Annotated in this window: 10 protein-coding genes; 4 read left to right on the top strand and 6 right to left on the bottom strand. The window is 54.7% G+C overall.

All coding sequences use genetic code 11. From position 1 onward, the window contains the following. Nucleotides 1–28: 28 nt before the first annotated feature. Both AC5DDB_RS05060 and AC5DDB_RS05055 read left to right on the top strand, forming a co-directional pair. Nucleotides 29–1,048 (top strand): 2-oxoacid:ferredoxin oxidoreductase subunit beta, encoded by a 1,020-nt coding sequence (locus AC5DDB_RS05060; protein ID WP_491738598.1) that lies wholly within the window; start codon nucleotides 29–31, stop codon nucleotides 1,046–1,048. Next, nucleotides 1,033–1,839, top strand: coding sequence for a hypothetical protein (locus tag AC5DDB_RS05055; protein WP_491738597.1), 807 nt, complete (start codon nucleotides 1,033–1,035; stop codon nucleotides 1,837–1,839). Before AC5DDB_RS05060 ends, AC5DDB_RS05055 begins: the two co-directional genes overlap by 16 nt. Before the next feature lie 9 nt (nucleotides 1,840–1,848). Here AC5DDB_RS05055 and AC5DDB_RS05050 read toward each other — a convergent pair whose 3' ends face one another. From AC5DDB_RS05050 to AC5DDB_RS05035, 4 genes are all read right to left on the bottom strand, one after another. Beyond that, nucleotides 1,849–3,129, bottom strand: coding sequence for a glucuronyl esterase domain-containing protein (locus AC5DDB_RS05050; RefSeq protein ID WP_491738596.1), 1,281 nt, complete (start codon nucleotides 3,127–3,129; stop codon nucleotides 1,849–1,851). Between the two features lie 182 nt (nucleotides 3,130–3,311). Then, nucleotides 3,312–4,502, bottom strand: a complete 1,191-nt coding sequence (locus AC5DDB_RS05045; RefSeq protein WP_491738595.1) for a peptidylprolyl isomerase — start codon at nucleotides 4,500–4,502, stop codon at nucleotides 3,312–3,314. A gap of 305 nt (nucleotides 4,503–4,807) precedes the next feature. Further along, entirely contained in the window at nucleotides 4,808–5,185 is a 378-nt protein-coding gene (locus AC5DDB_RS05040; protein ID WP_491738594.1) for a hypothetical protein, read from the bottom strand. A gap of 148 nt (nucleotides 5,186–5,333) precedes the next feature. Further along, nucleotides 5,334–6,335, bottom strand: a complete 1,002-nt coding sequence (locus AC5DDB_RS05035) for a DUF1559 domain-containing protein (protein ID WP_491738593.1) — start codon at nucleotides 6,333–6,335, stop codon at nucleotides 5,334–5,336. A 536-nt stretch (nucleotides 6,336–6,871) separates the two neighbouring features. Here AC5DDB_RS05035 and AC5DDB_RS05030 point away from each other — a divergent pair. Further along, nucleotides 6,872–8,452 (top strand): 2-isopropylmalate synthase, encoded by a 1,581-nt coding sequence (locus AC5DDB_RS05030; RefSeq protein ID WP_491738592.1) that lies wholly within the window; start codon nucleotides 6,872–6,874, stop codon nucleotides 8,450–8,452. Between the two features lie 182 nt (nucleotides 8,453–8,634). Then, the gene (locus AC5DDB_RS05025; RefSeq protein WP_491738591.1) at nucleotides 8,635–12,558 is read left to right on the top strand and encodes a hypothetical protein; all 3,924 of its coding nucleotides are present in this window, start codon (nucleotides 8,635–8,637) and stop codon (nucleotides 12,556–12,558) included. Here the strand turns inward: AC5DDB_RS05025 and AC5DDB_RS05020 are convergent. Together AC5DDB_RS05020 and AC5DDB_RS05015 are read right to left on the bottom strand one after the other, a co-directional pair. Further along, a complete protein-coding gene (locus tag AC5DDB_RS05020; RefSeq protein WP_491738590.1) occupies nucleotides 12,531–14,729 on the bottom strand; it encodes an outer membrane protein assembly factor BamB family protein in 2,199 nt (732 codons plus the stop codon). The genes AC5DDB_RS05025 and AC5DDB_RS05020 overlap by 28 nt on opposite strands. A 134-nt stretch (nucleotides 14,730–14,863) precedes the next feature. After that, nucleotides 14,864–15,703 carry a hypothetical protein gene (locus AC5DDB_RS05015; protein WP_491738589.1) on the bottom strand — a complete coding sequence of 280 codons (840 nt, stop codon included), beginning with the start codon at nucleotides 15,701–15,703 and terminating at the stop codon, nucleotides 14,864–14,866. Nucleotides 15,704–15,763: the final 60 nt, after the last annotated feature.

Raw genomic sequence — 15,763 nt, 5'->3', positions numbered from 1 at the left:
CCAGTGCTCATCTCAAGGAACCGCACCCATGACGACCGAATTGCCCGTCCTGACCGACAAAGACTACGCCAGCGACCAAGAAGTCCGCTGGTGTCCACGATGTGGTGACTATTCAATCCTCAAGCAGATGCAAAAAGTGCTACCTGGTTTGGGGATTCCGAAAGAGAATTTTGTATTCGTCTCGGGAATCGGGTGTTCGAGTCGGTTTCCGTATTACATGAACACGTACGGTTTTCACAGTATTCACGGGCGAGCCCCTGCAATTGCCACCGGCGTCAAATTGGCCAATCCCGATCTGCAAGTTTGGGTCATTACCGGAGACGGCGATTCATTGTCGATCGGCGGCAACCATCTCATGCACGCCATTCGCCGGAACGTCGATCTAAAAATCATCCTGTTCAACAATCAGATTTACGGGCTGACGAAAGGACAATACTCGCCGACCAGCCCCACTGGTTCCCGCACCAAAAGCACGCCGTATGGTTCACTCGATACCCCCCTAAACCCGCTTTGTGTCGCGATCGGCTCGGAAGCGAGTTTCGTTGCACGCTCGGTCGACGTGGATATCAAGCATCTTCAAGAGACACTCAAACGAGCCGCCGAACACAAAGGCACTGCATTTGTCGAGGTCTACCAAGATTGCAACGTGTTCAATTCCGGGGCGTTCAAATACGCACAGAGTAAAGCCGAGAAGGCCGACAATGTGGTGGTGTTGGAACACGGTCGCCCGTTGATTTTCGGCAAGGATCGCGACAAGGGAATTCGCGTTACGGGGTTACTCTCGCCGGAAATCGTCACGCTTGGCGAAAACGTTCGCGAAGACGATTTGCTGTTCCATGACGAGAGAGCCGAAGAACCAAGCTTGGCGTTTATGTTGGCGCGGATGCGACGACCGGAATTTCCGGAGCCGATTGGTGTCTTCCGCTGTATTGATCGTCCCACTTATAATGAAGCCGTCGAAGATCAAGTCACGATGGCCGTGAAGAAAGAAGGTGAGGGCGACTTGGAGGAACTGTTCCGCAAAGGCGATACATGGGAAGTGAAATAACGGAGTTCAACACGCTCGTTGTAGGTCCGGCGGATGATCCGGAAATGCACGAACTCCTGAACGTCTTGCGTGCACACACGGCGGAACGCTCGGTGCAATTCGTCGCTGGAGTGCGCGAGGCTGTACGGTTGCTAGAGGATCAACCAGTTGATTACGCCTTGGGACTTGTTTTGCATGCCGTTCCGGGGGAACACGAGACGTCTGATGTGTTGAGTTTACTTGCCGCCGCTCCGCTGACGCGTTGGCTGGTCGTCAACGGTTTCTGGTGTGAGTCGGTCGGTCGCACTGAAAGCGTGTGGCCATTAGCGTTTCAAGTACCGTTGCGGTTATTGGAACCTCGATTAGAGATCGAATTGCAAGTTATTCAAGGAGCACAACCCGCCCTCGCTGCAACTGCAGGACGTGATGAAGTATTCGAATTCAACGCGTCATTGTCTCCCCAACAATGTTCTGCCCATCGAGTTTTCGTCGATAGTCCCGATTCAGAAATTGCCGCTTGGATTTCCGAATTACTTCGTCGCCAGGGAGTCACTATCGTGAAATCCGTCCGCGAAGCGGACGCGATGGTCGTTGATATCGACCCTTGGTGTTCGAAACTTGGGTCTGCAGAACTTAAGAGGAAACTTGAACACGGATCACGAAAGCCCCCGGTCATCGCAATTCAATCGATGCCGACACACGGACAAACGCAAGAACTAACGACGCACGGCATTGCGCGTGTTGTTCCCAAACTTGCGGTCAATCACGTGCTTGCGGATACGATCGAAAGCGTATTGCTCTCGAATGATTGACGATCAGTTTCACTTCCGGGCCCAGTGTTTATCTGCGAAATCGAGATAAGCATTCCAGTCGAATGGTTTCACATCATGACCGCCGCTGCGAACATGATAGCCAATTTGCCCCTGCACTGGTTGATCGACAGCGGGCCATTCTTTCGCCGGAAGACCCGGTGTGCCGAGTAACTTGTAGACGGGGTCGGCGTGCAGTCCCGACAGGAACTCCCCTTTCGGATCCGCCCATTGGTCGTCCTCGGCACTCGCAATGTAAACCGGACGTGGAGCAATCAACGCAATGAGTTGATGTTGATCGACCGGAATCGCGTCTTCGTTGCCGTTGTATTGCTTGAACGTGTCGCAGAACCAATGTGGGAACGACGTGTTAATTCGTTCGACCGTTTCGCCAAACCGCCGTCGAGACAAGGCCGCTCCGCCACAGCCGGAATCGTTCGAGATGACAATCGCGAACCGCGGATCACTCGCCCCCGCCCACAACGATGTTTTGCCAAGTCGCGAATGTCCCATGACGGCCACGCGTTTGGCGTCGATGTCTTCATCTTTTTCGAAATAGTCCATCACGCGACTAAGCCCCCACGCCCACCCCGCGACAGTGCCCCAGCTCTTTTTCCCGTAATCGTCTTGCCATTTTGGAAAGAGAGCATGCACGCCGTTTTTGAATCCGTCGTGGAAGTCCGGATCGATATCGCCGCAATAGACCGTCGCCAATCCATATCCGCGAGCCAAAATGGCGTCGACATCCCACCGTGAGGCTCGGGCCCCACGTCCTTTTTCGGTAGCTCGATGATCAACCACGCCACTGTCGCTGTCTGCCGGCAACCAGGACTTGGGCAGGCGAATGGCTGGGTCCGCGTGAATCGTGTGATTTCCCCGGAAATTCAGCGTTAGAAACACCGGAACCGGTCTGGCCGCTTCCCTGGGAAGATAGACCAAGACATCAAGTTCATGCGACTTCTCGCCATTCTTTAAATGCAACACAACTTGTTTCCGCACTGCACGCCCATCCAAAGCCGAGGTGCTGGATTCGACAACCTCGGCTTGCAATTCCTCTGGCTCGCCGGGCGAGATGCCATAGACATCGGTGCGGAACAGATCCAAGATTTCCTGCCGACGTTTAGGCCAATCGTCTGCCTCTTCCACGATCTCGCCGTTGTTGAACCGCAACGGGTCGGGCAAAGTGTACGAGGGAACTTTGGCTTCGTCGTAATTGTACCCCTTCGGCTGCGCGTACGTGCGGCCGGCGACGAGTAAGGTGACGAGTACGCAAAGAATATCACGAGGTTTCACTGTGGGCTCTCCGATAGCGGCGTCATGATTATGCGAAGACATCATAACCGCTTTATGAATCGCTGTCCCACTATCAGCCGCAGAAAACCCGTTGTCGTCGTCAGCCAACGAAAAACCCGCTTTCTAGTTGCTGCCAATCGCAACTGGAAAGCGGGTCGTTTGATTCGCGGTCGTTCAGACGTCTACTTGAAGACTGAGCCGAAGGTAGAGTCGGCTGTCGTCTTCGGAGCTTTAGCGTCAACATTCTGATCGAAGATCGTCATGATTTCCGCTTCGGCTCGCAACTCGTCGATCACGCCTCTCGCCAAACCTTTGCGAGACTCGCGTTCGATTTCCGCTGCAATATCGTCTTGGACGTCTTCAAACGGTTTGTAACGATCTGGTTTGCGTTGGTCGACGAGAACGATTTTGTACTCGTCGAATTTCCGCAGCACCTGACTGGGCTGTCCGACGGGCAATTCGAAGATGGCTTCATCCACTTGCGAGTCGGCAAGACTGCCTTTGGTGGTCCAACTCCATGCACCACCTTCAGCAGCGTTCGGGCCGTCGGAGAATTTCTTGGCGGCTTCCGCGAAGTTCGCTCCGCGACTTGGTCGCATGAACTCGATGATCTCGTTCAAACGGGCTTCGGCTTGATCTTTGCCCCCTTGTTTGGCGACATCGACCACAATTTGCCGCCATTTCGCTTCGGAAGGTTCGAAGTATTTTTCTTTGTTGGCTTCATAGTACGCTAGCAATTCCGGTCGGCCAGGCGGGTCTTGTTTGGGGGCTTTGGACCGGAGGTACTCCATCGCCATTTGCTGTGCGGCGAAGTTGGTTCGCAGGTTTTCCAGCGACGTACCTTCGGCGAGCAATTGTTTCTCGAGTTCGAGCCGACTGTTGACACCGGCCTCTTTCATCATGCGTTGGACTTCAGCCGCAAACGCCTCGTCAAGTGCTCCTTCGAGCATCTTAGATTGCTCGGGTTGCAAGCGAACACGCAAGGCTTCGGCGAGCAACATCCGCTCAATGTGACTGTCTAAGTCCCGCTTAATGAGTTGGAGTCGTGCTTTATTGAACTCTTCCGGCGGAATTTGTGCTTTGGCTTTCGCAAGCTGGTTGCCATAGCGTTCGAGCACCTCGGCCGCCAGAATCGGCGTTCCATTCACGACAGCTACCGTTTGGCTATCCGCTAACGGCAGATCGGGAGAATGCTGATTCAACGTCAACGCCACCGTCCGAATTTCGCCCGTCTCTTCATCGACGACGGTCGGAAGCTGTTGTTCTTCTTCCGGTTCGGCGTAACTCAAGCGTGGCGGCGGCGGTCCGAGCACGGGGTTATCGTACTTCGGGGCCCGTCCGAGGGAATCACACCCAATGGATAGAGGAGTCACAATGGCGATCGCGAGAAAGTACGCCCGGCGCATGTCAGGGGGACCCTCATCCAAATGAAGTGGAATGGCATTGGGTTTCAGTCAGTACTGTTCGCTTGAGATCGCCAATGACTTCCATGAACGGAATTGGCAGCGAACAGAAACCCGAACCATAATGAATTGAAGTGAAATGAGACCGTACTGAATCAGAGTATCGGTTGGCTGGAGGTGACGACTGGAGTGATTTTGACGATTGCGCGGAATATACTCAAAATTCGAATTTTGAGTCAAACCCGGTTCTAGGACCGGGATATCGGGTTGCCAACCTATTGCAACTTCAATTCCACGGTTTCTTCTTCTTCGTCGATGGTGACTTTGAACGGACTTGCCGAAGGGTCACGAAGTTGTTGCGGAATCGTGGCAGCTGCTTGTGCCAGTCCTGGATCTTCGTCGCCAGCCGCAACTTCACTGACCGGCATCAACGTCGCTGTGTATGTACCGAAAGGGACGGGCATCTCGAATTCGAATTTCCCATCGGAAGAAACAGAAGCCGTTCCTGCCGGAACAAGTTGGGAATCATAGAGTGTGACCACGATCGGGGGCATCGGTTTGTTGTTATTCACAACATTCCCTGTGACCTTCCCGGTTGGCCCTTCACTACCACCGCAACCGCTGACCAAGGAAAGTCCACAGATTGACATCATGACATACGCGAAACGCACCGAAAGTCGCCGGTGACGTGATCTGAACAAGTTCGTGTCCTTTGCAATTCGCTGCGTCTCGAGCATGGTTTTTGTTTCTGAAACTTCAATTCTGGAATGTTGTTCGGTCGAATCGGATACGGGACCGAGCCTAGAATTCGCTAATCACTTGACCATCAGCACGAGCCCCGAGTCGTCGGAACGTATCCATATCGATGGATTCGGTAATAAAGCGGACCGAGCCATCCGTCATCAGGACTTGGGTTCCGCCTGGGTGCTGCGAGTTGAGAACCGTGTTGGCATCGTAGGTGCTATCGCAACCGGAACCGCTGGCACAGATTGTCGTGTCGGAGTTGATCGGATAGCGAATTGTCGTTGTTCCCGCTCCCCATGGGCTTCCGCTGGACCAAGTGGAAGGAATACCACCGGTGGTAAACCCGGCCCAGCCGCCATGGTAGTTTGCACTGACCACACCAGTCCCGACTCGCCCCGATTGCTCACCCACGATAATCGTGTTCGTCGTGCCGTCGAGGGCATCGCGCATTGCCATCCAACCGTTGGGGAACAACATCCCATTTCCACACCAGATCCCGCCGTAACTGAACGGTCCATAGCATTCGCTCGCGTTGCCGCCTGGGTCAGGCGTGGCTCCGGCGATACCGACATAATGCGGTGTCAGACCAGCCAAAACGTTGTTCATCAGCGGCGACGTGGAGGTATCGTTGAGCGGATTCGTGCTGGACGGGCAACCCCAACCGGGCAGTTTCAACCCTGCGAGAATCGAATTCTCGGCCGATCCGTACCCGTAGGACGTGCTGTTCGTCCGTTGACTTGAGAATCCGCCGATGTTCGACTCATTCGACAGATCGAGTTGGCCGTACAATGCGGTCTGTTCCATAAACGGCAAGATACAGACACGCCAGTTCGGAGCCCCCAATGGAGCCCGCGTGCCGTGAGGAAACTTTTTGTTGGTGTCGTGATAGTTGTGTAACGCCAATCCAAGTTGCTTGAGATTGTTTTTGCACTCCGTTCGCCGGGCTGCTTCTCGGGCCTGTTGCACAGCGGGAAGTAGCAGTGCGATTAAGATCGCAATAATCGCAATCACCACTAGTAACTCAATCAGCGTGAATCCTCGCCGAGATGAGACCTTCATAAAAACCAACCTTCATAATGGAAGTGAAAAAGACTCAAGTTGTCGGCGAAGTAAAATGCAACTGCCGTTCCAGCGTCGAAAAATGATGAAAAAATCAGTTCGTAACCCTTTATCAAATATCAACATACAACACGCCTGCTAAAGAGGCCGCGTGACAGACACGCATAGTTTTCACACGGAGTTGCATAGTTTTTCAGCACGGAATCCTCAGACGAGGATGATCGAGAGAGTTACGGCATGGATACAGATTGACAAAACCGCTCGACGCACCGGAAAAAGGCACTTGACGAACGAAACTGGTACGGTTACCCTTTTCACATCTTCAACAAAGCGGCAAAAATGCGCAACGAATTTCTCCTATCCCTAAACCTACTCAACCTTCTACTTGAAGGAGAGTCTTAGGGTCCGCCGTTCGTTGGCGCAGTCGCAATTCCACGCGAATCAAAAGCCCTGAGACTTTATAGTCTCAGGGCTTTTTTTCGTATCATTACAACTCCGTTGAGTTACCCCCCGGAAGGAAAAAGGAACAACCAACCATGTCTCCCCAGCAGACGCCAGCCGACCATTTGACCATCTTCGACACCACACTCCGCGATGGAGAACAATCGCCGGGGTGCAGCATGAACACGGCTGAAAAACTTGAAGTGGCAAAATCGCTGGTCGAGTTGGGCGTCGACGTGATCGAAGCGGGGTTCCCGATCGCTTCACCTGGGGACTTCGAAGCGGTCGAAAAGATCGCTCATGAATTTGGCAATCGCGCGACGATCTGTGCGTTGGCTCGCTGTCGGGAAGCAGACATCGATGCCGCTTGGCGGGCGGTTCAACATGCCGAAAGACGTCGGATCCATGTGTTTCTCGCCACCAGCGCGATCCATCGCGAGCACAAATTGAAGATGGATAAAGAAACCATCGTTCGCACGGCCGTCGAAATGGTCACCCGGGCTAAGAATTATTGCGACGACATCGAATTCTCGCCGGAAGACGCCGCCCGCACTGAATTGGATTTCCTCTGTGAAGTTGTCGAGCGAGCGATTGAAGCCGGGGCGACGACGATCAACATTCCCGATACCGTAGGCTACGCGATGCCGGCCCAATACGGGAACGTCTTCAAACAACTCCGCGAGCGTGTGCCGAACATTGGCGGGGTAACCCTCAGCACGCACTGTCACAATGATTTGGGTTTGGCCGTCGCGAATAGTTTGGCCGCTGTGGAAGCGGGTGCTCGGCAAGTCGAATGCACCATCAACGGACTCGGAGAACGCGCCGGCAATGCAGCGCTTGAGGAAATCGTGATGGCGCTCCGCACGCGAACGGACTATTACGGCGTCGACACGCGAATCAATTCGAAAAAGTTGTGTCCGATTAGCCACCTCGTGTCGTCGATCACCGGGATGAAAACCCAGCGAAATAAGGCGATTGTCGGTCAAAACGCCTTTGCACATGAAGCGGGGATTCACCAGCACGGGGTGTTGCAGGAGCGGTCGACCTACGAAATCATTCGGCCCGAAGATGTCGGATACGTCGGCACGAATCTTGTGCTCGGCAAACACAGTGGACGCCATGCGTTTCGTGATCGCGTGAAGGCGTTAGGGCATGAACTCGATGACGAAACCTTGCAGAAGGTGTTCGATGATTTCATTGCGTTGGCTGACAAGAAGAAGGAAGTCTTCGATTCCGACATTGTCGCGTTGGTCGAGAACCGTCTCGGTGCGCAGCCACAACGTTGGACAATCATCAGCGTCCATACGCTCGCCGGTTCTGGTACGGTCCCCACGGCGACCGTCAAACTTCAAGACCAAAACGGCGACGTCTACTGCGATGCCGGAATTGGAGACGGTCCGATTCACGCGGTCTTCAAAGCGACTGAGCGAATTACGGGATTGTCTGCCCGTCTCGAAGACTACCAGGTCCGTAGTGTCTCTGGGGGAAAAGATGCACTGGCAGAAGTGTTGGTGGAAATCTCGATTCACGGTCGACACTTCCACGGCAAAGCGATCAGCACGGACACGATCGAAGCCAGTGCAAAGGCGTTTCTGAATGCATTGAATAAGGCCGACACCAGTGGCCAACCCCCAATTCATCCTCAGCATCCGGCCGAAGAATTGGCGACGCCTTAGTTCTGGGGTTGTGGATAGTCCGTTGTCATTGGTGAGTTCGAAGACAGTAGCAATGCCCCTGCCTTCGTTCCGCTGACATTCGTCAATCCAAGATCCGAACGGCTGCGTGGAGCGTTCTTAGCAGTAGATGTTCGAGTGGTCTTGCATGAATTCGGCATGCGGGGGACGATACGAACGCTTCCGTGCCCCACCATCTGACAACGGACAACCCACAACCGCCAATGGCCGATTTGTCGTCCCGATCCCAGTCCAATTCGCCGACCACCGCTGCCAATCTGCAGGGGTTGGAATCGACCGCCGTACAAGCGATGGTCCTCGGATTGGAGGAACGTGTCCGTGTTATCCGTCAGATCGATCCTGACGATGAAGAAACGCTCAGCAGGATCATCGAAGAACTCAAGGAAGTCGAGAACGATCTCCAAACGCTTGCGTTTCTACCTTCGGAAGATCACCGTGCCGACGAGTCTGCCGCTTTACTGGCGGATATCCAGCGAATTCGGTCCTCGTGCGTTCGACTGCAGCTTTGCCAATGTGTGACGGAAGCCGACCGAATTTTGTCGGAATACGTTGAGCAATCGGCCGGTCGATGGTGGGAACAGCTTACGCCAAGTCTGGAAAGCAGTCATCCGCACGAAAATTTTGAGTCGTTGATCGAGACAACGGCCCTCGAGTTAGAAGCACGCTCCCATTTGGATGCCGACGCCGATCACTCGGAGATGTTCGCTGCTATCCGAAATTCCTTGCGGGCGTCGTTTCAGGAATCGCTCAGAGCGGAACCGGCGACCGAAGATCAGCGGGCACAGTGGACTCGCGAGTTGATCGACCGGGCCGACATGACGATGACGGCCGTGGAACAAGAACCGGCCGCACGTGCAGCCGGACAACTCACGGTCATGGCCGACGATTTGGCGTGGCACCTCAAACACGTCGAGAAGAAACGCGGTTCGTGGCGACGACGACTCAAGCGGAAGCGTCGTCAACTCCGAGTCGAACGACAAGAAAAAATCTTGCAAGGCCGATTGGATCGCATCTTTGGTGCTCGTTTCGTTCGCAGCTTCGAACGTTTGATTTTGTTCCTGATCACGTTAGTCGTCGCACTCATTTTGTTTGAAGTGTTCGCCGACGTATCCCCGAATACCCGTCGCTGGCTACTAATTGTCGACGGTGTGGCATGCACATTCTTTCTGACCGAGTTTTTCGTCAAACTCTCGTTGGTACCCGGTCGCTGGTCGTGGTTCTTTCGCCACTTCTTAATTGATTTCGTGCCCTCGATTCCCATCGGACTTCTAATGGTCGCGATGCCACCAACTCAGGCGGGGCGGGCCGTCGAGATCGGTGGTATGGCGATCAAAGTCGTGCGGTTGGCCAAATTCGCTCGTTATTTCCGGGCGTTCGGACTTTTGTCTCGTGCATTAGACAGGCTCGCTCGACAATATGGGCATGTGCTCAATCAGAATGTGATTTTGTATCCGACACGCGAGGAATTGACACGATCGAGAGACGCAGTACCGCAGTTTCGAGCCGGTACCCGGCGGTTGCGGGCGGAGATTCGCCAGTGTTGGAAGCAACTAATGCGGACTGCAAGTCCCGTGGAGCGTGACCGCATCGCATGTGCTCGCTTAAGGATTCTCGAAGAGTTGCTCGATCAAGCGGTCCAGCGGTCGACGAAACTTGGACTGCGGAAACGCCCGCAAGCCCGAGAGATCGCTGCGGAAACGTTGATCGATCAGCTTGTCGTCGTCACCCCCGAAACCGCGGAAGTTGTGCTGGGCGACACGCTCGTGCGGCAAGCAGCTAGAATTGTCCGAGTCGTTTCCTGGGCACCACTGCGGTGGTTGCCGATCATCTCATCGATTGTGCCACGTCTCACGCCGGGGATGACGAACGCGGAGATCACCGCAGCCACCGGTCGTCGCGCGGGCCGACTTTTCAAACGCTTTCACAACACCTGGTTTTGGTTTGCTGATTTGTATGGCACGGTAACGCCGTCACAGTTTGTCGATCGCGTGGGTGGCATGTTGGTGAAAGGGTCCGCAAAGCCCGTTTATCGGTTGGCGATCTTCGGCAGTCTGTATTTGCTGACGCTCGGGCTGATCAACTGGGCATCCTTGCATACCCTGGCGCCGGTTGAGAAATTCCTGAACCGCTACGTCGGGCCGGTCGTGATCGTGCTTGGGGCGGTGTCGTTTTTGATCTTCCTGTTCGGTTTCTGGATGAAACGCGTCGCGCAGGAAGCGACGGAGTTTTACGAGCGTTCCGCACAGGCTCAGTTCCTGGCACTCACGGAAATCATTCGGAGTCGGTATCTCCGTCGCGATGCTCAGGTGCTTTACGATCGCGTCTTGCGATACGAGTGGCTCGACGATCCTAAGAACGGTCAAGCTGACCGAGAATCGCATTTAGACATCACTCTTCAACGCATCCACCGATCGTTGGTCGAAGCCCATTTGGGTTCGGCTAATGATCCATTTGTCCGCGGCATGGACACCACATTGCTGCTGTACCGGGATTGGCTCGACGGGGCGATTTTCACCGACAACGACACCAGATCGACCAGCCAACTTCTGGGAAATCCCGCTGTTCGTCAGTTCCTCAGTCTTTCCGGTCGCATGAATGGCCGGGAGGCCCGAGCGCTGCAAAAACTCGATTTAATGCGACAAAAGTCGTTGCTCGGTGGCCCGTATCTGTGGTTCAATTTTATCTCCCGATCTGTCGCGCATTCGGTTGCAAGTTTACTCGTCGACTACAATCAGAATGCTGTTCCGTTGGAAGAATTGCCGTTGGTGACGGCGGCAAATCGTGAGCGCTACAAACAGTGGCTGTCGGGGGAGACCAAGGATAGTCTCAACACGAACGATACTGACGAACGTCACGTCGAAGAGACCTACGTCACCAATGCGTTTACAGCGTTACACTTTCTCGATTTTGATCCGCAGCGAGATCAGGAAGTGGCTGTCATGTTTGGTGAACCGGTCCTCAAGCGTTTGGAACGCGACCGAAGTTTCCTCATTCGACGAATCTTTGGCACCTATCCGATGCACAATCGGCCGAAGGAACAGCGGGTCGTCAATTTGTATTCGTTGTACGGCTCGTGGCTGTCCGGTGGTCGGTTAATTTTACTACCGGTGTTTTTGTTCGGTCTCTTCTTGCACGGGGCTTGGGCGTTTCTGAAATGGATGGGACGATCGGTTCAGCAGATTCGCAAACCGTCTGAACGTCATGATGCCGGGGATGCGGCTCAGGCTCAGTTTCTGACTGCGATCCGTAAGATCGAACGCATTCGAGGACCGGCGGTCAATGCGGGAATCCGACTGCGAAGCCGGATCGATCCCGAGTATCTTGGGGTGCCACTGCCCGGTTTGCCATCGCCTCCGTTGCCGGCGGATGTGGATATCGATTTAGACTTCTTGCACCCTGATCCCGATTTGCGTCGAATCGTGGAGACTGAACGCGAGCGTGCCGCGGCGGACATGGACCGCCTGGATTCGCTGCTCGCAGACGGTCTCCTCGAGCGAGTTGCCATCCAGCGTGGTTTGCCAAGGAACGTGTTTGAAACGCGTGAACATCAGCGTGTGGCAGCGGTCGCGTATTTGTCGGACTTGAAGAGCGTTCGCCGACATCTGTCAGCGTTTCGAATCTTGCAAGATGTTTCGCTAAAAGCGGCCAGCGAACCACTCCGACCTGCCCCCGGTTGGTTCACGAAACTGCGATGGCGAAAACTGTTCCAGCAATATTGGGCCGAACACGGCCAATTGGACAAACGTGCGAAGCGTGCCGCCTGGCATGCGATTGCCGGCAATCTATGGGGATCCCGAGACGCGTTAAAAACGTGGGCGCAGGTGGGCGACGATTCCGTTATGCAAGGCGAGAAGATTCTTGGCGAGATCTTGTTACACCCTAGTCGTGTGCTTGAACAACTGATCGCATTGCGTGGAATTCAAACGTTGGCGTTGCTCGATGTGCTTAATTACCGCGAACACATCTACCAACTTGGCAAGTACGCGGAATCCGGTGATTCCGCTGGAAACCTGCTCGAATGGTTAACGTCACGAGAACCCACGACCGGCGAAACGGCCACTCAATCGCTGAACACCGAACGCGAGTAGACATGGTTCAATCCCTGGACAATCAGGGCACTGCCTGCAACTGCGAGTGACCCAAGTGCAGGTTCGTCGGGAAAGGTTTCACGCTCGAGAATTTTCCCGGTCTTCAGACTCAGATGGACAAGCTCAGCCCATCGGGGGATCAGCACACGGTCGTTCACAATGACGCCACGTCCGGTCGAATGTGACAGCCCAGTCTGTTCCGACCATTTCAGTTTGCCGTCCTTGAGGGAGTAGGCCGAGATGTCAAAATCGTTGGCAACAACGACTGTTTCGTCAGCCACCCCGACAATATAACGTCGCAGATTGACCACGTTCGACCACAGCAACTTGCCGGTTCGTAGATCGACGCAGTGAAGTTGATTCGTCTGATGCGATTTGAGCAGTACTCGTCCGTCGACGATCACCGGGTTTTCATCGAACCACGATTGGCTTGCCGGGAGGTTCGGTACAATTCGTCGACCTTGGAATTGGATGTTCGGCTGCTGTGTTTGGATCGAATAAGCCCATAGCAACGAACGTGTTGTGAGATCAACCGCAATGAAAGTTCCTACTCCGGTCGGGCACACGACGACACCATCCGCTGCTGCAACGACCAAACCAGCGTTCCATCGCCACTCGCGATCGTAAGCACCAACAACTGCCAACCCCTGCGACCAAACGACTTCACCGTTTGACGGGTCCAGCACCAACAGCCGGGTTTCGTTGTCTGCATCCGCCAAACAAAACAACTCTCCGCCGACCGGTGTGGGTGGGCCAAGGAAGAAATGGCCAGCCAGCGGTTGTTCGAACGGACCGACGTTCCGTTCGCCACCAACACGCCACACACAAGGGCCTTCGACATCATCGATTCCCAACGCTAACAACAAATTTGAAGTGGGAACCGGTTGTCGCTCGTGTTGGTTTGGTCCCGGAAAATGATCCGGCAACTCGACACAGAAAACGCGGCGGCCATCGGTACTCATGCGTCCGTAGGTCGCATCCGTCCAAACGTGATCGACCACGCGGGACTTTAGTAATGCCTCAGACTTCGAATTGCCGCCGCCGATGCTCGGGAGTAGTCGGTCAATAAACAAATCCCGCATCCCCCGCCAACGAAACTCTCCGGTCGTACGGTCTAACGCTGTGACATCACCGGATGTCCGTACTAAGACTAGGTCTCCAACGATCAGCGGTTCTCGGATTTGGATTGAGGACTGTCGCGAACGCTGACTCTTCGCGGTCAACGCCACCATACTATGGATTTTCTGATCGAAGGAGATTTCCGAGTCCGTTCGCTCAGGGACGTCGGTCGGAATGGCGACCCACGTCGGGGCTTGACGATCACTTTTTGCTGACACGACGGCGTTCCGACGGATGCCGCCCGCGTGGCTTGTCCATTCGGTCACTCCGTTCGAATGCACATCAGCTTGCAGTGCGACCACTTTGTCGAGCCAAGTCGTTATCGTTTGCCGGTCGACGGCCAATTTGACTTCCCCACCCGCTAACTCCACCGTGGAATCGAGCCCGGACTTGGTTAAATCATCCAGTACAGCTTTCGCTTCGGACTCTCGACCCCCGAGTTTCCAACTGAGGGCACATCGCAATGAAAGCATGGGCTCGCGTTCGATCGCGGTGGACCGTTTTCGAAGACGTTCGAAACTGTGAGCCGCCGCCAGGAAGTTTCCTCGATCAAACATCCGCGAGCCGAGTTCGTAAATCGCATCTTGACCGGAACGTGTATGAGAGTATCGCCGGATGACGTCCACCACATCCGACCATTTCCCGCTAGCCCGTGCGGCCGCCAACGCTGCAGCGGCTTTCGGCTCAAACTGTAGCCGATACGCGTTCTGCCCATCTTCGGGCATTTCCTCAATGATGCGTTCTGCTTCACCCTTAAGGCTGCGAAATCGCGACTCGGAATCGTCTACCGAAACGAAGCCATCCTCCGGGAAATCGAGAATCATCTGCAAGAATTCAGCCGCCTCGACGAACCGTTTGGCTTCGATCAACTGATTTGCTTGACGAATCGCCCGGCCAAGTTCTCGATCGACCAGAGGCAACGTGCTTTCTGGTCCCGCGTTTTGTGACTGTCGCGGTTGAATAATCCGGGCTGCAACCTGAACTTGTGAGACTCCATCGTCGATACATGTCGCCACTAAGAAGATCGCCAGCCAGATTGTGCGTTGCCTCATCCTATCGATCCTCTCTACCGATCCACGAGTCGTGAGTCCTGCATCAACACCAAGACGCTTCGTCATCCCCGAAAGTTCCTGGTTTGCCTGCGGACACCTCCGATTGTGCGGTTCCCGAGCGGCGAAGGCAACAATCAGCCAAGCTCGGAGCTGATTCGCGCGACGATTTCCCGAATCACCGTTGTCACACAATCCGGTTGTTGTTCCGCGATGATGAGCACGGAATCGACCCACATTACCCAAGGCGAACGTGGGGCGTCAATCGGTGAAACGGACGCGGGGTCGATTCGAGCAGCCATTTGAAACGACTGCCACAGGGTCTCGGCATCACTCTTCTGCAGGTCCTGTGGTGCGACATGACGAACCGTACACTGCAGTGGACGATCTGCCGGCACGTTCGTCGGAACTGCCGTTATCGCGGCCGAACCGGATGTCGACGCCCTTCGACACACAGCGAAACTCTTCACCATCTCCGCTTCGCCATACTCAAAGACAACCAAACTGCCGACGTCCTCGCCCAGTCGATCCACTCGAACTTGTTGGACGCCGTTAATCATGACCCGACGTATCTCTAACGGGCGATCGGCCTCGATGCGGACTGCGATCTGCGGCAACTCCAATGCCGCCACCCAACTCGAAAACGATCTTGCAGCAGGAAGTTCCCAAGCGCCCCAATATTCCGACTTCGGCATCGTCTCAAAATGCTGATCAACAGGCTCACCCGCTACGCAGGCCCCTACCTGAGCCAACTTGCGAAAACAAATCGGCGATGCCAGGGCATTGGCTTCCAACTCCCGACGTTGTTCCTCGGAGAGTTCCCCACGATAGAATGCCAACATCGTTTCACTGGAAACATCGCTGACTTGCTGGGAATCCGGTTCGAGTGGGATGTCTCGACATGCTTGACGAAGATGCTCGAACCATCCGTCCGCCCGTTGACGAGGGGCTGGGGAGTTGCGGAAGCCATCGCTCATAGTTGTCCTCGGTGAAGCATGACACACGTTTCTAAGTTTTTCTGAAGGTTGGGCGAAAAC

Source organism: Thalassoroseus sp. (assembly GCF_984380535.1).
Note: the sequence above shows the minus strand (reverse complement) of the source record. Positions and strands in the feature narration are given on the sequence as shown.

Coding starts and splice junctions, on each gene's coding strand:
- AC5DDB_RS05040 (WP_491738594.1), bottom strand. CDS start 5,185: ATGATGTCAATCTGTGGACTTTCCTTGGTCAGCGGTTGCGGTGGTAGT.
- AC5DDB_RS05060 (WP_491738598.1), top strand. CDS start 29: ATGACGACCGAATTGCCCGTCCTGACCGACAAAGACTACGCCAGCGAC.
- AC5DDB_RS05030 (WP_491738592.1), top strand. CDS start 6,872: ATGTCTCCCCAGCAGACGCCAGCCGACCATTTGACCATCTTCGACACC.
- AC5DDB_RS05055 (WP_491738597.1), top strand. CDS start 1,033: ATGGGAAGTGAAATAACGGAGTTCAACACGCTCGTTGTAGGTCCGGCG.
- AC5DDB_RS05020 (WP_491738590.1), bottom strand. CDS start 14,729: ATGAGGCAACGCACAATCTGGCTGGCGATCTTCTTAGTGGCGACATGT.
- AC5DDB_RS05035 (WP_491738593.1), bottom strand. CDS start 6,335: ATGAAGGTCTCATCTCGGCGAGGATTCACGCTGATTGAGTTACTAGTG.
- AC5DDB_RS05015 (WP_491738589.1), bottom strand. CDS start 15,703: ATGAGCGATGGCTTCCGCAACTCCCCAGCCCCTCGTCAACGGGCGGAC.